The organism is Pedobacter psychrodurus (assembly GCF_004331735.1).
GTDB lineage: Bacteria > Bacteroidota > Bacteroidia > Sphingobacteriales > Sphingobacteriaceae > Pedobacter > Pedobacter psychrodurus.
On sequence record NZ_SJSO01000003.1, the window covers coordinates 152,487 to 175,309 of the forward strand.

General features: G+C 41.5%; 19 protein-coding genes and 1 pseudogene. 10 read left to right on the plus strand and 10 right to left on the minus strand.

Translation table 11 applies throughout. The features are described from left to right. Positions 1-18 precede the first annotated feature (18 nt). Together EZ456_RS25495 and EZ456_RS25505 are read right to left on the minus strand one after the other, a co-directional pair. Positions 19-629 (minus strand): annotated as a pseudogene (locus EZ456_RS25495) (PLP-dependent cysteine synthase family protein). Positions 630-642: 13 nt separating this feature from the next. Continuing rightward, positions 643-930, minus strand: coding sequence for a pyridoxal-phosphate dependent enzyme (locus EZ456_RS25505; RefSeq protein WP_225876462.1), 288 nt, complete (start codon positions 928-930; stop codon positions 643-645). 755 nt (positions 931-1,685) lie between these two features. Here EZ456_RS25505 and serC point away from each other — a divergent pair. The 3 genes from serC to EZ456_RS04195 all read left to right on the plus strand — a co-directional run bounded on the left by serC (position 1,686) and on the right by EZ456_RS04195 (position 5,103). Then, positions 1,686-2,792 (plus strand): 3-phosphoserine/phosphohydroxythreonine transaminase, encoded by a 1,107-nt coding sequence (serC, locus tag EZ456_RS04185; RefSeq protein WP_131527598.1) that lies wholly within the window; start codon positions 1,686-1,688, stop codon positions 2,790-2,792. A gap of 2 nt (positions 2,793-2,794) precedes the next feature. Beyond that, complete coding sequence (locus tag EZ456_RS04190; RefSeq protein ID WP_131527600.1) at positions 2,795-3,970, plus strand: DUF1015 family protein; 1,176 nt, start codon at positions 2,795-2,797, stop codon at positions 3,968-3,970. 665 nt (positions 3,971-4,635) lie between these two features. After that, entirely contained in the window at positions 4,636-5,103 is a 468-nt protein-coding gene (locus tag EZ456_RS04195; protein ID WP_131527602.1) for an Lrp/AsnC family transcriptional regulator, read from the plus strand. On the opposite strand, the gene EZ456_RS04200 is transcribed toward EZ456_RS04195, so the two are convergent. Then, complete coding sequence (locus tag EZ456_RS04200; RefSeq protein ID WP_131527604.1) at positions 5,104-5,304, minus strand: hypothetical protein; 201 nt, start codon at positions 5,302-5,304, stop codon at positions 5,104-5,106. It abuts the gene before it with no gap. A 656-nt stretch (positions 5,305-5,960) separates the two neighbouring features. Between EZ456_RS04200 and EZ456_RS04205 the strand changes: the two genes are divergently transcribed. Next, positions 5,961-6,674 carry a hypothetical protein gene (locus EZ456_RS04205; protein WP_131527606.1) on the plus strand — a complete coding sequence of 238 codons (714 nt, stop codon included), beginning with the start codon at positions 5,961-5,963 and terminating at the stop codon, positions 6,672-6,674. Between the two features lie 8 nt (positions 6,675-6,682). On the opposite strand, the gene EZ456_RS04210 is transcribed toward EZ456_RS04205, so the two are convergent. The 3 genes from EZ456_RS04210 to EZ456_RS04220 all read right to left on the minus strand — a co-directional run bounded on the left by EZ456_RS04210 (position 6,683) and on the right by EZ456_RS04220 (position 9,428). Continuing rightward, positions 6,683-7,798, minus strand: a complete 1,116-nt coding sequence (locus tag EZ456_RS04210) for a sensor histidine kinase (RefSeq protein WP_131527608.1) — start codon at positions 7,796-7,798, stop codon at positions 6,683-6,685. Between the two features lie 242 nt (positions 7,799-8,040). Beyond that, on the minus strand, positions 8,041-8,781 hold the full coding sequence (locus tag EZ456_RS04215) for a LytR/AlgR family response regulator transcription factor (RefSeq protein WP_131527610.1): 741 nt from the start codon (positions 8,779-8,781) through the stop codon (positions 8,041-8,043). Between the two features lie 389 nt (positions 8,782-9,170). Beyond that, on the minus strand, positions 9,171-9,428 hold the full coding sequence (locus tag EZ456_RS04220) for a helix-turn-helix domain-containing protein (protein ID WP_131527612.1): 258 nt from the start codon (positions 9,426-9,428) through the stop codon (positions 9,171-9,173). 731 nt (positions 9,429-10,159) lie between these two features. Between EZ456_RS04220 and EZ456_RS04225 the strand changes: the two genes are divergently transcribed. The 3 genes from EZ456_RS04225 (at position 10,160) to EZ456_RS04235 (ending at position 12,263) form a co-directional block, all read left to right on the plus strand. Next, positions 10,160-10,432 (plus strand): hypothetical protein, encoded by a 273-nt coding sequence (locus tag EZ456_RS04225; protein ID WP_131527614.1) that lies wholly within the window; start codon positions 10,160-10,162, stop codon positions 10,430-10,432. Positions 10,433-10,944: 512 nt separating this feature from the next. Then, a complete protein-coding gene (locus tag EZ456_RS04230; RefSeq protein ID WP_131527616.1) occupies positions 10,945-11,190 on the plus strand; it encodes a hypothetical protein in 246 nt (81 codons plus the stop codon). A gap of 575 nt (positions 11,191-11,765) precedes the next feature. After that, positions 11,766-12,263 (plus strand): hypothetical protein, encoded by a 498-nt coding sequence (locus EZ456_RS04235; protein WP_131527618.1) that lies wholly within the window; start codon positions 11,766-11,768, stop codon positions 12,261-12,263. Positions 12,264-12,290: 27 nt separating this feature from the next. On the opposite strand, the gene EZ456_RS04240 is transcribed toward EZ456_RS04235, so the two are convergent. After that, entirely contained in the window at positions 12,291-12,806 is a 516-nt protein-coding gene (locus tag EZ456_RS04240; protein ID WP_131527621.1) for an RNA polymerase sigma factor, read from the minus strand. 1,416 nt (positions 12,807-14,222) lie between these two features. Here EZ456_RS04240 and EZ456_RS04245 point away from each other — a divergent pair. From EZ456_RS04245 to EZ456_RS04250, 3 genes are all read left to right on the plus strand, one after another. Then, on the plus strand, positions 14,223-14,414 hold the full coding sequence (locus tag EZ456_RS04245; protein WP_131527623.1) for a cold-shock protein: 192 nt from the start codon (positions 14,223-14,225) through the stop codon (positions 14,412-14,414). Positions 14,415-14,837: 423 nt separating this feature from the next. Continuing rightward, positions 14,838-14,984, plus strand: a complete 147-nt coding sequence (locus EZ456_RS25035; protein ID WP_165501239.1) for a hypothetical protein — start codon at positions 14,838-14,840, stop codon at positions 14,982-14,984. Positions 14,985-15,329: 345 nt separating this feature from the next. Continuing rightward, positions 15,330-16,073 (plus strand): DeoR/GlpR family DNA-binding transcription regulator, encoded by a 744-nt coding sequence (locus tag EZ456_RS04250; protein ID WP_131527625.1) that lies wholly within the window; start codon positions 15,330-15,332, stop codon positions 16,071-16,073. On the opposite strand, the gene EZ456_RS04255 is transcribed toward EZ456_RS04250, so the two are convergent. The 3 genes from EZ456_RS04255 to EZ456_RS04265 form a co-directional block, all read right to left on the minus strand. Beyond that, a complete protein-coding gene (locus EZ456_RS04255) occupies positions 16,070-19,060 on the minus strand; it encodes a glycoside hydrolase family 3 N-terminal domain-containing protein (RefSeq protein WP_131527627.1) in 2,991 nt (996 codons plus the stop codon). The genes EZ456_RS04250 and EZ456_RS04255 overlap by 4 nt on opposite strands. A gap of 111 nt (positions 19,061-19,171) precedes the next feature. After that, entirely contained in the window at positions 19,172-21,118 is a 1,947-nt protein-coding gene (locus tag EZ456_RS04260; protein WP_225876463.1) for an outer membrane protein assembly factor BamB family protein, read from the minus strand. After that, positions 21,112-22,818 (minus strand): RagB/SusD family nutrient uptake outer membrane protein, encoded by a 1,707-nt coding sequence (locus tag EZ456_RS04265; RefSeq protein ID WP_131527631.1) that lies wholly within the window; start codon positions 22,816-22,818, stop codon positions 21,112-21,114. The genes EZ456_RS04260 and EZ456_RS04265 overlap by 7 nt, the downstream gene beginning before the upstream one ends. Positions 22,819-22,823 lie beyond the last annotated feature (5 nt).

The window sequence follows — 22,823 nt, forward strand, 5'->3', positions numbered from 1 at the left end:
TTTATTGATTTATGTTGATTATTGTAATCTGCTAAAGGCCTGATAATCGATAAAATCTACCTCAGGAGTTAGGTATCCGGCTTTAATGGGTTCCTCTTTCATTAAATCGGTACTTAAATATTTTTTGTTACTATCCGAAAAGATGGTCACTACACAGTTTTCGATGCCCATTTTTTGCTGTTGTTTGATAGCGCCGATTACATTTGCACCAGATGATATACCTACTGCCAAACCCAGTTTTTTGGCTAGTTTTTGCGCCATTAGTATAGCATCGCCATCGTTTACCTGTATGACTTCACCCAGTTCGCTCAGTTTTACAATTTCAGGAATAAACTCGTCAGAAATCCCTTGAATTCTGTGACTGCCCACTTTATAGCCAGTAGTTAGGGTAGGTGATTCTGCAGGTTCTAGGGGGTGTATTTTAATATTGGAGTCTTGTTTTGTTAAAAAATTACCCACACCATGATGGTTCCTCCTTTGCCTACTCCGGCAACAAAAGCATTTGGCGAAATATTTTTTAAACGCAACTGTTCCCAAATTTCTTTACCTGTGGTGTATTCGTGTGCTTCTGGATTGGCAATATTTTCAAACTGTTTAGGTAAAAATATATTTGGATTATGCACAGCCATAAATTCTGCCAGTTTAATGCTTCCTATAACCACCTTCTTCTTTGCTCACCAGGATAATTTCGGCACCTAAACTTTTAATAATATCCATGCGCTCTTTACTTAGCCAATTGGGCATGATTATCGTGACGGGATGCCCTAGTGCCTTACCTATGGCTGCAAATGCAATTCCGGTATTGCCACTGGTGGCTTCAACAATTCTGTCGCCGGGTTTGATCTTACCTTCGGCATATGCTTTTTTCAAGGTGTAAAGCGCCATCCTATCTTTAATGCTGCCGGTTAAATTGTAGTGTTCACATTTCACATAAATTTTGCCAATACTGCCATGATACGCTTAGGTTAGCTCTAACATAGGTGTATTACCAACCAGGAGCGATAAATGTTCAAATTTTTCCGTCATGGCGGAAAGTGGTTTGTTTGCTGTTGATGTGTTCATGGCTCAATTATTAGACGGGCTTTGCCTCTGGTCCGATCTGGTTTATTTTTGGCTAAGTTGAGTGTTATGCTAGTTTATATCAATAAATGTTGTTTTTTACAGAAATTCTCTTGTTTTAGCCCAAATTATTAATGTTATATTCAGTTTTGGAATCTTTTTTATGTTGGTATCGAGTATTTATTCAGTAATGATTATCCAAGTTGATCTGGTGTAATAAGCGTATCCCGAAAGATTTAAGCTGATATGCAATCCCGGGGTTATTCCGGGTAGTAAATAAACCTAATTATAGTATAATCCATTACCATATATTTTTTCATTTAGATCAGTGCTAAAAAGAGCTTTGTGTATTTGTGTTATTTGTTGATTAGAAGAGTATGCCCTTAAAGGCTAGTCTAGTCTATATAAGGCTAGTAATGCGTTTCGCTTAGTGTATTTATTACATGAAAAAATGATTTTAGCGTTGTCCGATAGAATTAAATTTGGCATCTACCTGCAAAACCTTAATCAAGCCAAATATTAGCAGCTTATTGGAAAGCTAAATAGTTAATTTCACTGAAATTTAATGTTTGGAATGATTAAAATGTTATTAGCCTGAGCTTTACAGATAGTAATTCTTTAATATTATGACAACCAAACACAATTTCGGAGCAGGTCCTTGTATCTTGCCTCCCTCGGTCATGGAACAGGCTGCCAAAGCAGTAATCAACTGGGGAGATTCGGGGTTATCCATATTGGAAATTTCTCATCGTTCAGCTGAATTTGAAAGTGTAATCCTAAAGACCCAACTGTTGGTTCGCGAACTGCTTAACGTACCTGAAAATTATTCAGTTCTCTTTTTGCAGGGCGGTGCAAGTACGCAGTTTTCAATGATACCATTAAATTTTCTGGTAGGAAAACAAAAAGCGGCCTACCTTGACACTGGTTATTTTGCTCAAAAGGCAATTAAAGAAGCTACACTTTTTGGTGAAGTTACCATTGTGGCCTCCTCGGGGGATAAAGGTTATGCCTATGTTCCTGATAACTATAATTTAGAGAAAGATGTGGCATACCTCCATCTTACTTCTAATAATACAATTGAAGGTACGGAAATTTTTGATTTCCCCAACTCTAGTGTTCCGGTAGTGTGTGATATGTCTTCTGATATTTTTTCCAGGAAAATCAACGTCAGGGATTTTGACTTTATATATGCAGGGGCACAAAAAAACATGGGGCCTGCTGGAATGACCTTGGTAATTGCCAAGAACTCCTTTCTCGAAACAGTTGGACACCCGGTTCCCGCAATGTCTGATTATCGTATCTTCAGGGATAATCAAAGTATGTACAATACACCACCTGTTTTTTCTATTTATGTGTCAATGCTCAATCTTATATGGTTGAAAAGTGTAGGTGGGGTGGAAGGGATCGAGGCTGTAAATAAAAAGAAAGCCGAACTTTTATACCGGGAAATTGATCGCAGCCCTATTTTTACAGGAACAGCCAATGTTGCCCACCGTTCAAGGATGAACGTTACTTTTAGAACCAATGACCAGCTGACAGAACCCGAATTTTTAAAGTTTGCTACGGACCGCGGAATAGTTGGCATCAAGGGATACCGTACAGTTGGTGGCTTTAGGGTTTCCCTGTATAATGCACTACCACTTTCCAGTGTAGAGTTCCTGGTCCAGGTAATGTATGAATTTGCAGAATTAAAAAAGGATGTCAATAGTCTCAAAATAATTAAACCGGCGTAAATATGGCAACAATTAGAGCTTTTTCTGCCCTTAGACCAAATATGGCATTGATAAATAAATTGCTGCATAAATATTCAACATATAAAATTGAACAGATGATTGCCCGTTTAAAACGAGGTTTGGAACCAAAATACCCGCATAGCCGTTCAGTTAATTCACTTGATGAATGCCGTATTATATTAAAAGAGTTAGTTTCCACGAACTATTACGCTATACATCCCAAAGCAATTTATATTTATGAATCACAATGCATGATCGGATCCCAGTGTGGAATATGGGCAGAGATGAATTTAGAAGACGTTATAAACGAACGTTTAGAGACCCATGAACGGACACTTACTGAACAGCAGGACAGAATTGCGGAATACCGTAGGACAATAGGTATTGAGGGTACCCCGATCCTGTTAACTTATCGTTCACGTTCAGGGGTTGATATGCTCATTGCCAATCTGAAAAGTAAGATCAGTCCGGATATCTACCGAAAAGCTGGTACCGTCTACAGGATTTGGCCTGTAACCGATACTTTGGATGTGGAGGGTCTTAAACGAGTATTTAATTCAATTGATAAAGTATTTTTAGCTGATGGTCACCACAGGTTGGCTGCAGCACTTAATATGCATCTGGCGGAAGCCCAGTGGATCAGTGCACTATTTGTTGCCGATAACCAGATCCGTACCTCGGCATTCCATAGGACCTTTTTGCCAGAAATGAAAATTGGTACAGAGGCTATTCTCCAGGAGATCGGAAAATATTATTACATTACCCTTATTTCTGGCAATTACCCATATTTTCCTGATAGGACACATAGGATGGGGATGTTTTTAGCCGGAAGCTGGTATCAGCTTGACCTAAAAAATGACGATGGGCTCATGCAGCAGACAGATGTTAATATTTTGCAGGACAAGATTCTGGCGCCGGTATTTGGCGTATCGGATCCAAGGTGCGATAACCGGCTGTATTCAACACCCTTTAGAGAGGAACTATTGGAGCGTACCCAGTCTGATTCAAATCTAATTGCCTTTACTTTATGTAGGATCGATGTCGACCATCTGATTCAAAGAATTGAATCTGGTACTGTTTTTCCTCCAAAATCCACCTACATAGAACCTAAAATCCCATACGGGCTAATTTTAAGCGATGTCAAACAACTCATTGACCATAATCAGGATGAACTATAGTATGCTAGTATTGGAAGATGCGCTTGCCGCAATCCTTTTAACAATAATTTTGGTGTACATAATAATATATAAACGCATTCGCAAAAGGAAAAAAACTCAGACGAGGACTATATGTAATGGCTTTAAAATCGGGCTTCCAAAGTATTAATATGCTTCTAGCATACCTTTCTATTGGTTCAATAATAGAATAGCCGGCTATTCTGATTTACAGTAATGACAATATTAAAAGACTGTTGTTTAAAATATCCCATTAAAATTTGTACTACTAAAACTAATTAAAACCTAACTGCCACATGGCATTTACCGATCTGATCTTAGACCTATGAAAAAATCAACTTCTATAATAATGCGTTTGATCTGCTCAGCGGGTTATCCGTTCCCGCCGCAAATGCTAATGACTATCTATGTTTATATGAAAATTGATGGCGCAAATATCGATAGAAAGATGGGTGATCTATCAGTTGTGATGAGTTTGGAGATTTTTGCCGTTTAGGTAGTTTTTTCCAAATTTTATTTTAATTAATTTTTCAATTGATCTTTTTGTAAAATATTGTTTTGTAATTTAAGGTTATTTGCATATTTGTGATACATCTTTAGAACAAAACTTGTTATATTTGAATGACCATTATAGCTAACCAAGCATTCATAATTTCAAACCATTTATAATGGAATCTTTTAGTCCAGATCAGACAGATTTTGGTATCCTTAAACTTTTGCAGAAGGATGCACATCTTACCTACAAAGAACTTGCATTCAAGTTGCATCGGTCTCAGACGCCTATAAAAGAGCGGATTGAGAAACTGGAGAGGAATGGGTATATAAAATGTTATGTTGCGCTTGTTGATTACCGGAAGGTACCCGACTGCATGATGGCATACCTCCATATTCAACTGAACGATCATTCTCAGGAGGCATTATCCAAATTCCAAGAGGGGGTGTGCAATTTTCCCGAGGTAGTTGATTGTTGCAATTGCACGGGAGCATATGATTTTATCCTAAAAATCATTACAAGGAACATGAATACATACAATGAATTTCTCATTCATAAAATTGGCAAACTTAACAATGTCGGTTCCCTTAATTCATCGGTTGTGATTGCCCAGATAAAGCACGATACAGCAATTCCTTTTTAACTAAGCCCGTTTGTAATCTCTCTTCCAACCAGAAGACAATTTCATAACTGTTTCTTTGGTAGCCATTTTTGCCGGACTGGATTCGCTTACCGTTAGAGGTATGCCTTCTTTGTGTACCTGCTCTCTGAGCACATATGCATCATGTGTAATGCCCGATAAAATTATTTTCTCTGATAAAAGCCATATATCGGGGACGTCCATATTTAGTCCTGGCGTTATGCTCTAATTAGTTGACCTTTCCGGGCTTACGGACGTGACATGGATTTGAGGTATTTTATAAACCCTGTTCAGAATCCCCGGATTCGATGGGAATATTCTCCAAATATATTGGATTTCTGCGAAAGTATAAGTATAATATTGGCTACAATGGAGGTAACATCAGCCCCAGCGACATTTTCCAAAATAGAAAAACTGAACAATATCCCATCTTGGTTTTATACTTAATAAGCACGTAAGGCCTTTACCGGATACTAATCCTACTGGTAACCGAATGCATATCCTTATCCGGTTTAACCGAAAATGTTACCTTTTAATAATTGTTAAGTGGTGTGAAGGGTTTGGTCAGGACAGCATTTGCCGATCAAAAAGGACAGTCGCCGTCGTACCGTTGAGGAGTGCAGTTTAACGTATTGTTTAAATTTTTTCGGAAAAAATTAAACAAAATGGCGTCTTCATCTGGCAGTTTTCAAGCTCTCTCAGATCAGTTAGAGCCACTTACCTCAGTGCGCTGTTTGTTCAGCTGAGCGAATTCTTAAACCTCAAAATTAACGATGCATACGGCCTGAAACCGGATTGCATCTGGAAACAAACCGTTAGCTGAGCTAGCTTAAGTAAACTTTATAAAGCTAATTTTGGCTATGGAAATACAAAAAACAAACGTGTTACTAACAGTTCATGAAAGGCTTTACGCTTTCACGCGAGAGAAATCAAGTTTTTATAACAATTATCTGGGGAAATCATCGCCCAGGAAGCTAAAATGGGCAAGGATAATGCTATTTATCTTTTGCCTGATCTTTACAATGCTTCTTATCCTAACGATGGCAGACCTAACCAGTGCTAGTTTTTATCTCTCGTCTGCCGCAACGGTGATCAATACTGTAATTATGTTAAAAGTGTTTAAGCTAACTGACCTCGAACGCGGAACGCAGCTGTTTTCGGCTGCCTTCCGGCACCAGCTCGCGGTTGAAACTTTTGTCGTCAATCAGATTGGTCTTAAAAAACGCGAGATAGCCGGGGTTGCAGCGGTCTGCCTCAACCTGTCTCAATATTACAAAAGAAATTACTACAGGTGGGAGATCCCCTTGGGACTTACAAGTGTCATTGTAACAATACTCTGTCTGATCAAAGGGGCTGGTATTGTGGAGTTAACGAAGGTAGCGGTAGTGATCGGACTGGCACTTTTTGCACTCTGGAACGCTTTTGCAAAGCTTGCTGACCTGCTTGACAGACGAAGCGAGCGTTATTTTGGTTTATATCTTCTCCTTGAGGACCTTCAGAGGAACCCCGGGTACCGTAAGATGCGCAAAGATTATAAATGTAGCATGAGGGCTGCAGAAAATGGGGAAGATTAACCCCGAATTTATTTATAATCTTTTTTTAGGGTTTCGCCCGACTTTTTTGTTAGGTCAGTGTTCGTTAAGGGGACGCTCACCTTTGTAACGAAATGGTTGCCGTTTTCTCTTCCATAGTAAATCGTCGCCCGGTTTCCGTACATATTTTGCAGCCTTTGTCTTATGGTGGAAAGGCCGGTATGGAATCCGGTGTCGTTAATTCCCGCACTGATCAGGTTACCGGTCTGGATAACCAGATTGTTGTTCAGAACGGATATGGAGATCTTTCCAGGATCAGTGATAAGGCTGAGATTGCCGTGTTTGAGCATGTTTTCAGCTAATGACAAAAGAAGGAACGGAATAACTTCAGCTTCCGCAAGGTTGAGGTCGTAATCAAAGCTGATAAAGGTCTGTGACTTTCTGATCTTGGTGATCTTGAACAAGTTTTCGATCTGTTCGATTTCTAGATGAAGTGGTATTTTATCCGGACCGCGCTCGCTCCCAAGCGCGTAGCGTAACAGTTTGGAGAGATGAAGAACGGCTTGTCCCGCTTCTGGCTCGGATAGCCTGGTGCTATCATGGATATAGCTCAGGGTACTGAGCATGAAGTGTGGGTTGATCTGGGCCCTTAAATAGGCGTTCTTGGCTTCTACCAGTTCGAGATCAAGCTGTGCGCGGTGAACATCCTTTTCGGCGGATTCTTTTTCCAGCTCATTGCTGCGTTCGAGTATCGATATACGGTTCTGGAAGAGAAAGAGTGTGATGCCAAAGCCCGTGAAATAGATTCCCCTGTAGACCGTGCCGCTGATAAATATTTTAGTGATCGCGGTATCGCCAAAGAATACTTCGTTACTGATGTTTCTAAGGATAGAGTCGGCAAGGTTACTAATTATCAGGAAAATCAACATGGATAAGGGCGCAAGGATCAATAAAAAAGGATAGTTCTTTTGCTTTTTTCCAATGGTTTTTGGCAGTATAAATTTAGCCACTAGGTAAACCAGTGCGATGTTGATCGGGTAATGCATCAGGTAGTTTTTCGGACTACCGTAGACGCCGGTAATAAACTTTACCGAGGTAACCTCGTAGGCGATAAAGCAGGCCCAGAATGCAATGTGCCAAATGTAGTTTTTTATAAAAGGTCTCATTTTTTTTCTTGTCGGTTTGGAGCTTCGCCACGGAAGTATATCACTTGGCCAAGGGCGGTCTTTTTGGGATTTTTAGCGGGCTAGTTTTCTTTTATGAAATCGAAAAATAGCCCCAAATTAATTAAGAAGACGGTATTTATATTCCGCTCTTCTTTATCAGCAGATCGTCTGACGACTGATCCGACAGTATCAACAGTGACAATAATTACAACATCCTATGCCGTTTTGAGCAACAGGTGAAATTACTTTCTTTTTGTTTTTAGCCAGATGCTGTTGACCCAGTTCATAAACTGGATATTATAATTGGGGGACATGAGCACATCATACTTTCCGACATTTATAATGTTCCCTGAAATACCCTTGACATGGCTGCAATTGATGATATAAGAACGTTGTATCCGGTAGAAATTTGGACTGCTGGATAAGCGATCTTCGATTTCGGTAAAGGTCATGTAGACCGAATAATTTTCTTCTTGGGTGTAGATATGGATATGGTTGTTGGAGCCTTGTATGTAGGCAATCTCGCTTTTGAGCACTCTGGCAAGTTCGGTCTTTTCTGGTCCGGTGCGCAGGAAGAAAGAATCTTCAGTTTCACGTTCCAGCACAAGGGGATTAAAAAACTCTTTTAATACCACTTCAGTATATTTCACGAATTTTGGGAGATCGAATGGCTTCAGAAGATAATTTCTTATTCGAAGTCCAAAGGCATCAAGAGCGTAGCCCGGATAAGATGTTGTGAAGATAATGTGGTGTTGTGTATCGCGCAAGCTTTCGGCAAGGTTCATCCCCGAAAATCCTGGCATATCTATGTCTGAGTAGATCAGGTGTGGAGCGTTCTGCGCGGACATCTCTGCCAGTGCCTCTAACGGATCGGTGTAGGTTTTAATTAGGGTTAGTCTTGGCATCTGAGCGACATAGTCGCTAATGGTGCGGATTGCACCTGTTTCGTCATCGATGATGATGCAGGGAACTGTGTTTTTCATGGTTCATTAATTTAGGCATCTCTAATCTAATTATTATTCTATTTAAGAATGTATTTGTAATATAATTGATATAAGATATGTAGATATTTGTCTACTAGTTGGTGTTTGAACGAACCAGAATGATGCTTGAAAGGAAGATCACCAGTTTTTGGATTCGGCTCCTGAAGGATATGCGCTCAATAATAATGCGGGGATGCTAAAGAATCCGGTACATTTTCATCATCCTTCCGGGATAGAGAGAGATATGACCGTTGCCTTGGTCGTCTGTTTTTGACAAAGTGTAATCGGGTTGGGAGGCTACATCATGGGGAAGTCGATGCTATTTATGATGCTTTTCTAATTGACTTTAATCTCAGGGTTAATTGTGCACCCTGTATCGTACTTGGATTTCATTCCAGGCCTGCTTCGAAATCTACCCCGAATTCAAAGCTGAATAGCTCGGATGGATGGACTTTTAAACCTACCGCGAGTCTTTTGATTGTAATGAAATCCGGCGCGGTGATGCCATTTTCATATTTTATAATATCTCCTGTATTAACACCGCTATTGGCATAAAACTGTCTGTAAGAAAGGTTTCTGGCTTCTTTTAGTTTTTTTAGGTGCGTTCCGAATCTTTTTAGGATTTCTTTTTCTTTCTCACTGACCATCGGTAACTTTTGAGATCGCCAATGTCAAATTTTATCCCATTTCAGGTGTCATGTAATTACTTGACAATTCTGATTTTTTTGGTAAATTTACGCGTTCCTGTGAAAGGATAGGGCAGGTCTGCTTGCGCAGGGTTCATGATTTAGGCAAATAATCGTGCCTGCCCTTTTTCTTCTATGCCGGACCTATATAACTCTGCCAGACAAACTTGGTATTTAGGACAGGTCCCGTTTTGCTCTGATTTTGTTGAGGGTATCATGATCTTTTTAACCCTGCCTGCTTTGGAGTCAACTGCTATCTTTCAGACTGCAATGAAGCCCAAGATCTCCTGACAAATGGTTATTATCTAATACCGGTGTTACTGCTAACCGATAGGCATTCTGTATTAGCGCTATAAAAAAGGGGATAATCAAATAAATGATGTATCCCCAATCTAAATTAACGCTCTCTGGCTTTCGCCGGATGTAGGGCTCTCACCCCCTACATTACAATTATACAAAAAATATTTTAATGGTTTTCTCTTAGTATAAATCAGTTGAAATATCCGTTTACCAGGGGTTTGCTCCAGCCGTTTTTTACACCGGGTTTTGATTGCTGACGCCATATTTTTAGTTGCAAATGTACAGGACAGTTAAGCTGTAAAAGGACTTTCGCGGCATAAGCGCTACGCTATTTATTCCACGGTTCCCTGTACAATTTAACTTGATTCTGTCTTTGTCTGGCAAAAAAAAATATGGCTACTTTAGATCACACAATCGAAAACGGATTCGGTGAAATCTTTCACAAATCCTTGGTGACAAATCAATTTATCTTCTTCACCAACGACGGTGATGGAATACTGATGTTTTACGTTAAGGACCCCGAGAGAAAACCGCTTGGGGGCTATGGAGCAGAGGAATTACTGATCAGGGTGATCCTTAAAAAGGACTGGATCTGGGCCAGTAAGGATATGAAGTACAATATCAAATGCATTTTGGAGGATAATTTGGATTGGGATTATCCTTGATCGCAATTGGAATAAAGGTTTCCAGAGTTTTGAAATAATTGCCTTATGTTTATCCTTGTCAAAGCCCTGAAAAAAGTCGTTTTATCTTTGCTGGAGGGTGTTGCAGGCCTTTAAGTTTACCGTAATCATTTGGCCATAAATGTTATCCAGACGCAACCAAATACTGGCATTAAAATGAAAAATATTCCTGCTTTCTTGATGATATTGTTGCTGCTATATGGCTGCAGTGCAGAATCTACAAGAAAAACTTTCAGTTTTATAGCGCTGACAAACATACTGTTGCGATAAATAAGCCTGACGCAGTGCTTGGTGTACATGCTATACCAGAGGAAGGCCTGTTGGAAGAAGGAATACTATGTTGTGAATGTTCGGGACATCTCGGCCTTTTCCTGTGTTATGTTTCTGAACAATGCTACTAAAAGGCTGTCCATACTACTCCGATATTTCAGGGTAGCCAAGATGCCACATATTGTCTTTGCTAAGAATACAGATGCGGTTATGGTGGTAAAGCTATGAAGATGATATATGGTGAACTGAGCTTGAAGGAGCAGGTAAGAGAACTGCAATTTATTCTACGGTCACTTTCAAAAGAATATCACCTGAATGATCTTAAATATGTCCGGATGTCACTGAGTACATTTAGGCAGTTATCACAGGATATTACAAGGGAGTATACTAAACATTACAAGGCGAAAATCAATAAAATAAGCAGTGAAGAAATGCGGAAGTCGATTGCGCAATCAGGCATGGTAGCGTAGCTGGAAAAGATACTTTTGGTTTATGGTATAACAATTGGTAAAATATCCGCAAATGAACTTGTTTATTACGCTCAGTGGAATGGTAATGAAACGGGAGGCGCTGTAACAGATAGAGCGCGGCACAAGATCATAGATGGGCTGGTTGTTTTTTCTTTAAGTCCCGGAAAATAATATCTGTTATAGAAAAGATGACGCTTACTAAATGTAATGAACAATAATGCTTAAGGAGTGCTGGCTTGCCCTGTGTTTAACGGGCTGGTCTTTCTCATCTTCGTGTAGTAGGTGACGATCAATACCGCAGATAGGGGTAGTCAAAACTCAGGGCTGATTTTTTGATGTTTCCAGGCGCTTAAAGTATATTATGGTGTAACCTTTCGCGGATTGGCGATCATTGTAATCGCCATTTTAGTTAATTTTAGTAATGCTACTTGGATCGCGGTTATGATAGCGCAAAAGATATCAATAATTGCTTCTCGCAACATGGTACACAAAATATATTTGGCATTTGAAAAAGGGCATTTTATGATTTTGCAGTTAATAAGCATTATTTTTATAAAAGATATATAGGTCAGAAAATGAAATTGGGAAAATCGACAACCGCAACTGTTGTATTAACTGTTCTTTTAATGTTGGCGCTTCTCAGCGTCGCAAGATATGGCCGTTTGATGAAGGCTGACCCCGAACGTTCGGTGATTGGTGATAAAGGCACTATTGTCCCTGCAAAGGTGTTTTTAAAGGATGTCGGACATGGCTCAACGGCCGTAAAAGAAATCGTTGTCATTTTCGACAAAAGCATCTCAATAAAAAAGAGTTTTGAGGTAATGGTTTTTGCCCCGGAACGAAAACTGATCGGTATACCCGAAAATGGACGGAATGCCTTTTTGCATCTTTCCGATGGTTATGTCTTTCAGAAAAGCAGGGATTCAGATAAATTTACTTCGATTTTTAATAATTATACTTTTTTCATAGATCCACCTATAAAGCAAGCGCAATTTGAAAACAAAAGAATAGTTTTCAATAGCTTTGATGCTCTTAAGGGATTTGGGAAACGTATTACAGTTTCTTGGAAATAATGTATGGGTTAACTGGATAATAAGCCATTAGTTGATCCTTTCTTTGTATACCTTCAGCATTTTAGAGAGGTGTTTTCGGGCCTCGTGAATCCGGGTTTTAACAGTTCCCAATGGGATATTAAGCTTGTCAGATATCTCATGGTATTTGTAACCTTCAACATACCTGATAAAGGGTATAGACAGGTGTGCGGGTAGCTTGTCCAACGCGCCTTTGATGTCGCCCATCACAAAATTATTTTCTGCTTTGTTTGAGGTCGCACTGTATGATAGGTTTTCATACGTTATGTCTTCCGATTGGGTAATCAGATCGCGGCTTTTAACCCCTTTACGGTAGGAGTTGATAAAAGTATTGCGCATGATGGTATATAGCCAGCCTTTAATATTGGTGTCTTCTTGGAACTGATGAAAGTGACGGACTGCCTTCACCAATGTATCTTGCATAAGGTCATTGGCATCGTCAATATCCTGAGTGAATTTCATTGCGAAGTTTCTCAATTCGTTGTCATGCTTGGCAATAATTGATGTGAATTGGTTGATTGTCATAGATCTCGGTATGAGGATTCGTTTTTATATACGAACACCTGTGAGCCTAAATTGTTGTGGGGTTATATAAAATTAACGGATACCAAACGACAAAACAGGCTCAGAGCGTAACTGGTAGGTGTTTTTGATTCTAATCCTATTTTCGGGAAAATAGCTGATCCTATTTGGAAGATTTGTATCGCAAATAGTCTCATTCACATAAAACTATAGATACGAACTTTTTATACCAAATAAATGATTCGAAGATTATATGAAACAGACCAATAGTTTGAAGATATATCCTATTACATTATAAACCCAATCGCAACCGATCTGAAAGTTTGGTCGGCAAACTATTAAACAGATGGTTTATAATTCAAGAAAACTCAATCCAAAGTATGTCATTGATGATACGATCAGCGATTTTTTAAAGGCTAGGGGATTGCAATATTAAGATGGCGTGGAGATGCAACATGAAGTTTGTCCTTTCCACTCTCCAAGAGACAAAAACTCTCTGAGATTCCCCATTTTAATCCCAGTTAGTAAAAATGAATTGCAAATCGATAATATTACATTTCGAGGGGCTTATGGTCGGAAACAAAACTATCATATGCACTGTCGGTAAGTAAAAAGTACTTAATTTTGCCCTCTGATGTCAACCTGTAGTTTTGACCTATCTTTCTTATGATGAAGGTACCTTTAGGGAAGGTTAGTGTGCCCAAACCCATTGAGTAACTGCCAACCGATACATCTGCAATATTCTTGGATCTGTTCTTGTAGGAATATATTTCGACCCTGTCATTGTGAAATTGGCAAAGGACATCACCTTTAAAATTTTGTAAATTTCCGGGTTCAACCAGATGAAATTCCTGAGCTGAAATAGTATTCTTTCTTTTGCAGCCAATTAACAGTGCAAGAATTATAATGGGGAAAAGTAGCGTCTTTCTCATAGTTGCCATATAACTTTTTACAGAGGAAAAATATTGATGGAGGTGTTTTTTTATAGGACTGCAATTTTCAGATAGTCTCTTTATTATTGCGTAATTAAACCATTTGAAGAATTAATTAACACCATAGTGAGTATTTTGCTGCCGATTTAGTTTTCCAGATGTCTTGATTTTATTTTTTTTGCGCAAAAAAAAATGATTTTCAGAAAGTATATTTTTTCAAAAGTGGGCGAAGACATGGTTGCATGAAGATTCATTTTTATTCTAATGTGGAGAAATCCCTACTGAAACACTCAGCTTGTCTGTCTTTTTTATTTTTTTAAATATCTTCTCTCAAAGGTTTATCTGCCAGCTCGGTTCGTTCTGCAACGATGCTGTCACCTTTTTTTCATCTAACTTCCACGTGCAAGTGATCTCGCACTATATTGATGAACTTTACCAGTTATTTTGATAACTTGCATGTTAAACATCTTAAAGAAAAACAGTTATTATGGCATCAGGTAAAGTAAAATTTTTTAATGAATCTAAAGGATTTGGATTTGTAGTGGAAGAGGGTACAGGTAAGGAGTTTTTTGTTCATATCTCCGGTCTTAAGGATGATGTGAGGGAGAATGACGAAGTGACGTTCGATATCCAGGATGGCAAAAAAGGGCCAAACGCTGTGAATGTTAAATTGGTATAATCATTGCTAAAGTTAGAGTGTAAAGTGCAGGTTAGTTTCAGCTTCCTGCATTTTTTTTATTCAAGCTGTATGCAACCTGGTGATGCGGTCCTGATTATTTTAGGTGGAGTCTTTATGGTTATTTAGACTGTTTTTTGGTTGCCCCAGTGGACCGGCCCATTTTTTGTTCCAAAAGGATGCCGCGTCTGTCCCTGACAGGGAAGGAAAAGGTTTTTTGGCGTTCTATTTTTATTGTCTGATAATTGATGTGGGGTGGGGATTCATTCAATCCAGGTACAAATTTAAGTTTCATACCGGCGCGCTGAAGGAAATTCCGGCATAAACCCTCCTATAGCCTTGGTCCACTTTTCTATTTATTCCGTTGTTTCTTCCAGCTTTGGCGTTCATTAAACCTTTGGCTGCACCATAATTAATTCAAATATTATGGAAAAGGTAAATTATCAGGTTGCAGAAATTGAAATCAGTTATAGACCTAAATTCAAAGTGGCGGAGCGGCCAATGATTATTTCCTCCGGAATGGCTTATAAAATTTGCTGGTTAACTGGGATGCTGCCAGGATTGATCACCTGATTGTTTCGAACTATCGGTATTTTAGCTTTAAGGATGAGGAATGATGTGGGTATGTATGTTATAAGCTGGTCAATCTCGCTGTTTAGAGATTATCTGACTTTTCATTGTCTGCTTTCTTTTTTTTGGATGTAAAGCTGTCCCGGCAGGAAGGAATGTGCCTGCAATTGATCCAGTCTGAGTATTTTGGATCCTGTTGTAACGCCAGAAAATAAGGATCTGGTCTTCGCTTGCGATTCCTATACCTTGATCGCTGACCATAAACATACAGCAGCACCTTGGAAATAATCTTATTGTGTAACTGAAAAGTAGTGATCATATTCATCATAATTATATAATTTTACAGCCATGTTAAAAGAAGAAAGGCAGCAGTACATCATCAGTCAGTTAAATATTCATAACAAAGTACTCTCCACTGACTTGAGTGCCCAGCTGGATGTTTCAGAAGATACGGTTCGCAGGGACTTAAATGAACTGGCCGATCTGGGGAAGATTTTTAAGGTTTATGGTGGTGCACTTTCCAAATCCTTTCACTATCCTTTCTCCGCCCGCGAGGTTTACAATAAGGAAGGAAAAAAAGCTATCGCACGTAAAGCACTCGGCCTGATCGAGAGTGGAATGGTCTTAGTCGTTAGCGGTGGAACCACCATGCTCGAGCTTGCCCGGATGTTTCCTGAAGATCTTTACTGCACAATTTTTACCGTTAGCCCCCTGGTCGGAATTGAATTGGCTGAACATCCTAATATCACGGTCAATCTTCTGGCCGGACGGCTTGAGCTTAACTCCCATATCGTTACCGGTTCGCAGGTGATCAGCCAGCTTTCGGAAATTAAGGCTGATCTCTGCTTTTTGGGAACCAATGGAATTTCACTTGGCAACGGCATATCAGACTCCGACTGGGAAGTTGTGCAGGTGAAAAAGGCTATGATCAACGCAGCCCACAAGACTGCTTTACTGTGCATATCAGAAAAACTGGATTCTTCAAAACGCATGAAAATATGCAATTTTAATGCGGTTGACTATCTGATTACTGACCTGCATCTGGATAGTGCCCTGATTGAAAAATACGCAGCCAAAGTCACAGTGATTTAAGGTCTGCGCCTGTTTGCTGGTTTCAGCTGCTGACTTTGAATCGCCCTGGATGACCCCGGGGTTTTATCTTCCTCTATGATCGCTTTGTAAACTACTTCCTGGATCGCCCCGCGCACATCCGTGCTCAACAGTTTGGTGTTTTCACCTCCGTCAGGGTTCACTCTGTTCGAAAGGAAAATGTATAATAGATTTTCTTTCGGATCTGCCCATACACCGATCCCGGTGAAGCCTGTATGACCAAAGGCTTGCGGTGATGCACTTATCGTTGGATAAGGTGTAACTCTGGTAGCATTGTCTTTCTCGGGCTTATCAAAGCCGATTCCGCGTCTGCTGATGCTACTTTGGTATGCAGTAAAATAAGCTATGGTCTCTTTTTTCAACAGCCTTACACCATGAAGTTCGCCGCCATTTAACAGTAACTGGTAAAGCTGTGCCAGATCATAAGCATTACTGAACAGACCGGCATGACCCGCAACTCCGCCAAACATCGCCGCGCCCGGATCGTGTACATCTCCTCTGAGCTGCTGCAGTCTGAACGACTTTTCTATTTCCGTCGGTGCAATTGTATTTAGCGGTGTGTGCTCCAATGGCTTAAATGCCGTGTTGGTCATTCCTAGTGGAAGATAGAATGTGTTGCGAACATATTCATCCAGTGTTAAACCAGTAATCTGCTCCACGATCATACCCAGAAATATAAAATCATTATCACTGTAGACGTATCTGTTTGCTGGGCCCATTTTGCTCTTAAGTATCCTGGTTTTGATCGTGTCCGCATAGTCTTTACGCAGATACATGCCCTCGGCTACCCTGATGGTATAAATGCCCCCTGGCTGGGCCTGATAATAACCAGCTTTCGGCTGACCTGTTTTTATCTCTATCGTTTCGCGGTAAAAGGGGATGAAAGAGACCAGTCCTGCCTGATGGAGCAAAATATCAAAAACCTTTAAGCCTGCCTTATCGGTGCCCCGGACCCAAGGTAAATAATCCCCAAGTGTTTTCTGCAGATCAAGTCTTCCCTCTTCATATAATTTCATCACCGAAATATTGGTCGCGCTGATTTTGGTTACGGATGCTAAATCATATACCGTCTGCAGGGTAGTTTTTTCTTTCTTGCTATAATCTAAGTGCCCATAGGCTTTAAAAAAGCCTATCTTGCCGTTTCTAGCGGCCAGTACAACGCATCCTGGTGTTGCCCCATTTGCAATCGCGTTTTTGGCAATACTATCAATGCCCATTAGTGTAGCACTATCGAGTCCTGCGCGTTCGGGGCTGACAACAGGCAGATAAAAGTTAGTGGTTATTCCTGTTCCGAAAGGGAAACGGTCTACACTTACCGGAAGCTTGCCTTTAGCTGTTATTTTTCCCTCCAAAAGATCTATCGCAGTATCATGCATCAGCTCGTCGTCTTCATAACAGGCGATGATATTTTTAGCCTCTTTAAAGTCTTTTATCGCATAAGGGTTGCCGAAAGCAAAACTGATCACATTTGCCTTTTTTTGCAGTTGGTCCAGGAGATAAAAAGTCGCACCGCTGATGCCAAAGTTTTTTGCCGGAAAACGCGCATAGCTGTGCATCCCGATGATCACTACATCATAACCAGCGGTCTGCTGCAATAAATGCTTTGCACGGGTACTGTCACTTTTAGATCCCAGATAGTAGCAGTCCGCTTGGTATAATTTGCGGAGCTGAGCAGCAAAATGATTTTCCTGTTCAATGCCCAGGCCGACGAAGGCAACCCTAGTGCCATGTTTCAATGGCAGTAACTCCGCATCCTGCAGAGCGAGTAGGGTGATGGAATTTTTATAGACTTCTTTTTTTAACTCATCAACCCCCGCGTTTAGCCTTAAAGATAGGTTCAGGGTGTCAATAGGTTTTAGCGTGTCCAGACCAAGATGGTATTTTGCTAAAAGTACTTTCTTAACCCGGCGATCGATCTCCGGCCAGCTTAGTTGACCTTTTCGGATGGCCTTCCGGATTTTTTTAATACTACCCTTGATATCGCCCGGAAGGCAGAGCATATCGTTGCCCGCAATCAGGGACTGCGCTGCGGCCTCTCCTTTGGGGTAGAATTTAGCAACCCCTTTCATTTCCAGCGCATCGGTAAAAGTGATGCCCTTGAAGCCGAATTGCTCCCGGAGAAGGCCTGTAACATTGCTTTTTGATAGCGAAGTAGCCCGGTTGCTCGTTGTATCTATCGCTGGGATATAAAGATGGGCAACCATTACACTGCCAACATTTTCCCTGATCAGGCTTTTGAAGGGAAAAAGCTCCAGGGAGTCCAGCTGGGCCAGCGACTTGTTGATCACCGGCAGATCCAGGTGGGAGTCTACCGATACATCCCCATGCCCTGGAAAATGTTTTGCACATGCCATGATACCCGCATCCTGCATACCCGAGGTGATACGGCTTCCATAAAGAGAAACCTTATACTTATCCTGCCCGAAGGAGCGGAAATTTATAACCGGGTTATCCGGGTTATTGTTAATGTCAACAACCGGCGCATAATTAACCTGTATTCCTGCATTTTTGCATTGTAAGCCAATAGTTCTTCCGACCCGGTAAACTATAGATGCATCATTCATAGCGCCCATCGTCAGTTGGTCTGGAAACGGTTTTATGTCTCCAAAGCGCATCCCAACACCGGTTTCTCCATCAATACAAACCATAAGCGGTACTTTTGATAACGCCTGAAGTTGATTTAAAACCAAAGCCTGCTGGACTGCGTTGCCCTGAAACAGGCAAACTGAACCAATTTTGTATTTTTTGATGTAACCTGCGACCTCTTTTTCAAAAAAGACAGCTTCATTACCACGTTTTTCTGAAAGGCGCACCACCATCAGCTGCGCAATTTTTTGGCGCCTGTTGAGTTGACTGAAGTTTTGATCTACCCATTTTTCACCCAAGGCCCGACCCTTTGTTTTTTGTTGCCCCTGGGTGATTATAGAAAGCAGGAGCAGCGACAGCAATATTAAGTTTTTTCTTGTCATAAAAATTAACGGTTTATTCGGTTACAATTTCGGAGCAATCCAGGTCCATGGATAATCGTCCTGGACTGTAGATTTTAGTTCGTTTGTTCATTCTGGTTGCCCGCGATAACGCTATAGGGATTTTTTCTTTCTCTTTAAGGCGTCTTTGTTCCCATTTGTGATTGCCGTTCTGATCAAACAGACAACTGCACCATCGGTTGCACTTACATATACCTGATTGCCTGATGGCAAAACCGGATTGACCAGGCAGTTTGAGACTTTATATTTCCAGGTCACAGTACCACTGATGCGATCAATGCCATATACTACTCCGGACTGGGACGGTACATAAACCACGCCCTTGTCTTCGACAATCGCCGAAGGGCAAAGTTCATACGGTAACTGTAGCGCCGATTTCCATGCGACCTCCATCTCTGGAGCAGAAGCAGAGATGCCCAGCAGGTTGCCGTCCATTGTTTTTACATAAATCAGCAAACTGTCTGACGAAAGCCCCATCGATTCCCTGACCCTTAATTTCACGTCCTGCTTGCGCCAGATCACTTTCCCGCTTGAAGCGTCAAAGGCAGTCATATATCGGTCTGGAGCTACCACAAACACCCGGCCGTTTGTGGCAACCGGATAACATGCAGCAGGAGATAGCATCCGGTTTCCGGCGCCATTGTTCCATTTCCAGACCATACGTCCGCTTTGGATGTCCAAGGCGTAAAAATCATTATTCCAACAACCGAAGTAAATTATCCCTCTATAAATCAATGGCCTGGTCACCACGAACCCTGCAACCTCATCAAAATCCCATTTCAGCTTACCCGTCTTCAGTTCAATTGCCCTGAAATGACCATCGGAGCTACCCGAAAAAACGACGTCATCCTGGATCACAGGGGAACCGACCACAGCCTTTGAGGTTGCAAATTTCCAGATCAGTTTGCCGCTGATCGCTGAGAGACAGTATATGTATTGATCAGAGGATCCGGCAACAACAAAGTTTTTTGATACCACAGCGGTGGAATAAACTTTCCCCCCGGTAGCAAAGGTCCATAAGCGCTTTCCGCTCCGTTTATTCAGTGCATAAATGAGCCCTTTGGTGTTGCTGAGAATAATCGCATTTTCACTCTCTGCCATGCCCGAACCGATATCGCTCTGATCCTGAAAGGTCCATAGTGGCCTGACCCCTTCGAGCTTTTCATTCATCGCATAGGACGGTCTGAAAAATTCCGCAGTGTCCTTCTCGGGGGGGAGTTGCTTTAACGCCACCTTTGCCCATGGATTATCCGTGCCAACCATTGGTCTTCGCAGCTGGAAAGAAGCCAGGTTATTTTCGAAAGTTACAATGTTATAGCCTCCGATACTGTCCTGTGCGCGCAAGTTAGAACGGCCCATAATTCCGGGCACCCCCTCAAAGTTGTACTGATGGTTCTGATGTCCATGCCCGCATAAAATCAGCTGCAGGTTTTTCTTTTTCAAGCGGTCCATAACGTTATACCAGTTATTCTGCGCCGAATCCTGGGGATAATGATTCAGGTAAATAACTGGGATTTTAGTAGGTGTTGCTTTCAGTACCGAATCCAGCCATACCACATTTTCCCTAGGTACCTGCCCGGGGCCCATCCGCATATTAGGACCGGAACCAAGCCCGGTAAACAGATATCCCCCATATCGGAAAGCAAATGTCTCAGCACCGAACACACGGCGGAAAGTATTGCTGCCACTTTCCGACCAATTTGTATCATGGTTGCCCGGAATAATAAACCATTTCTTGTTTAAGCTGTCCAGGATCTGTTTGGCAAGGCCAATCTCACTATCGGATCCAAATTCGGTGATATCACCGGTAATGACCACGAACTTAAGTTCACTGTTGGCATTTATGTCGGCAACGGTTCTGCGCAGGTCTTCTGCAGCGGTTTTACCGCCAATATGCGTGTCTGACACAAAGGCAAATTTAAAAGATTGCCCATTCGCAGCACATGCAATAAGCAGAAGGCAAAAAAAGGTGATTAATTTTCTCATATTGTTGTACTCCCATTGGAGCATGTTTTTAATTTTCAGCAAGAAATTTACCATCCTGGGTTTTGCTTCAGCTCCACGCCCCGGTCCTTATAAAGTTTAATCTGATCAAGGGGTAAAGGGCTCAGGTATACCCTGGTATTATCGAATATCCGCTGCGTCTCTGCCCTTGGTGCAGGTATAATGTAGCCCTGGCCGGCATTGTTCTGGATTGTCGCTGTTGTGCCCGGAAAATCTGCTTTATTTATCCAGGCGCCCAGATTGATATCAGGATTGGCTTTGGTATCCAGGTATTCATATTTTTTCCACCTGCGTAAATCACTATTCCTGAATCCTTCCATCATGAGTTCAACCCGGCGCTCGCGGCGGATTTCCCAAAGTAATGGGGCTACGGCCGGGTCTCTTTTAGGATCATTGTAAACGGTATTGTTTACAGCTGGCAAGCCACCGATCACCTGCAGGTCAGGCATATTAATATTTGTTCTTCTCCGTAGTTTATTCACTGATAAATCCAGATCGCTCTGTGTTAGCGTACCCAATTCTGCGCAGGCCTCAGCATAGGAGATCAATACCTCCCCAAGGCGGATAACAGGAGCTTGGGTGTCATTCAGACTGCCATTTCCATTGGTGAGGTCCTTGATGTCCTCATTCAAAAATTTTAGTGTAGAATACCCCGAAGTTGAGTAATTGCCATTACGGCCAACAAGCCTGATATCATTGGTGATTGTCGCCTTCAAACGCGGGTCTCTGTTCATCAATACATTGCTTATGTTCTTGTCACCCTGGTAAAGCGGTGAGATGGAAATAGGAAGGCCGTCATTACCTAGGTAAGATTCGACAGCATTTTTGGAAACCCCGGTCTGTAGCTCTTTATTAACATAGCTGTTTAAGCTGTGGGTGAGCAATCCGGTCTGATATTTTCTGTACATGATGATCTCGGTATTGGAAGCTAAGTCCAGAGAATTGAACAGTTTTCGGTAATCCCCCGCAAGGGCATACCCACCTTTGCTCATCACTTCACTGGCCGCAAATTTAGCGGCCTGAAGGTATTCGTTTGCCTTGGATAGGTTGTTTTCCTGATACTTCTGCCAGGTTCCTTCGTATAGGAAAACCCGCGACATAAAAGCCAGGACAACATCCCGGTTTACAATAAGCTTCTGCGGGCCCGTTGAAGCATCACTTACACGTACGTTGGCCACAGCATACTGAAAGTCTGCCAGCACACTGTCCATCACCATCGTGCGCGGATCTCTCGGCCTGTAAAGTGCGTCATTATCCACATTGGACAATTCTTTATTATAAAAAGGGTAATCTCCAAATGCTTTAACCTTGCCAGCATATTCCAATCCTCTAAAGAAACGGCCGACGCCCGTCCAGTGTTTCTTGGCTTCTGCGGACATGGGTACATTTTTTATGCGGTCGATGAAGATATTGGCCTTACGGATATCAGTGAATGACCAGCCTCCACCACTCTGGGGAACCTGCCGGGTCAATACGGTTGGGGTGGTCGGCGCGAAATCATCATTCAGGCTTTCTCCGGAAAAATAACCGCCCCAGCTTAAGTTGAACCCTGATGCATATCCTGGAAAATAGCCTGCATAGAAACCATAGGCGAAAGTTCTTACATTTGCCTCACTTGTCCAAAAGGTATCATTGGTCAGGTCATCAAGTGGTGGACGGTCCAAAAAATCGTCCATTTTTTTGCAGCCGAAAACCGCAACAAACATTGCTATAAATAAATATTTTATGTTTCTCATCTCTG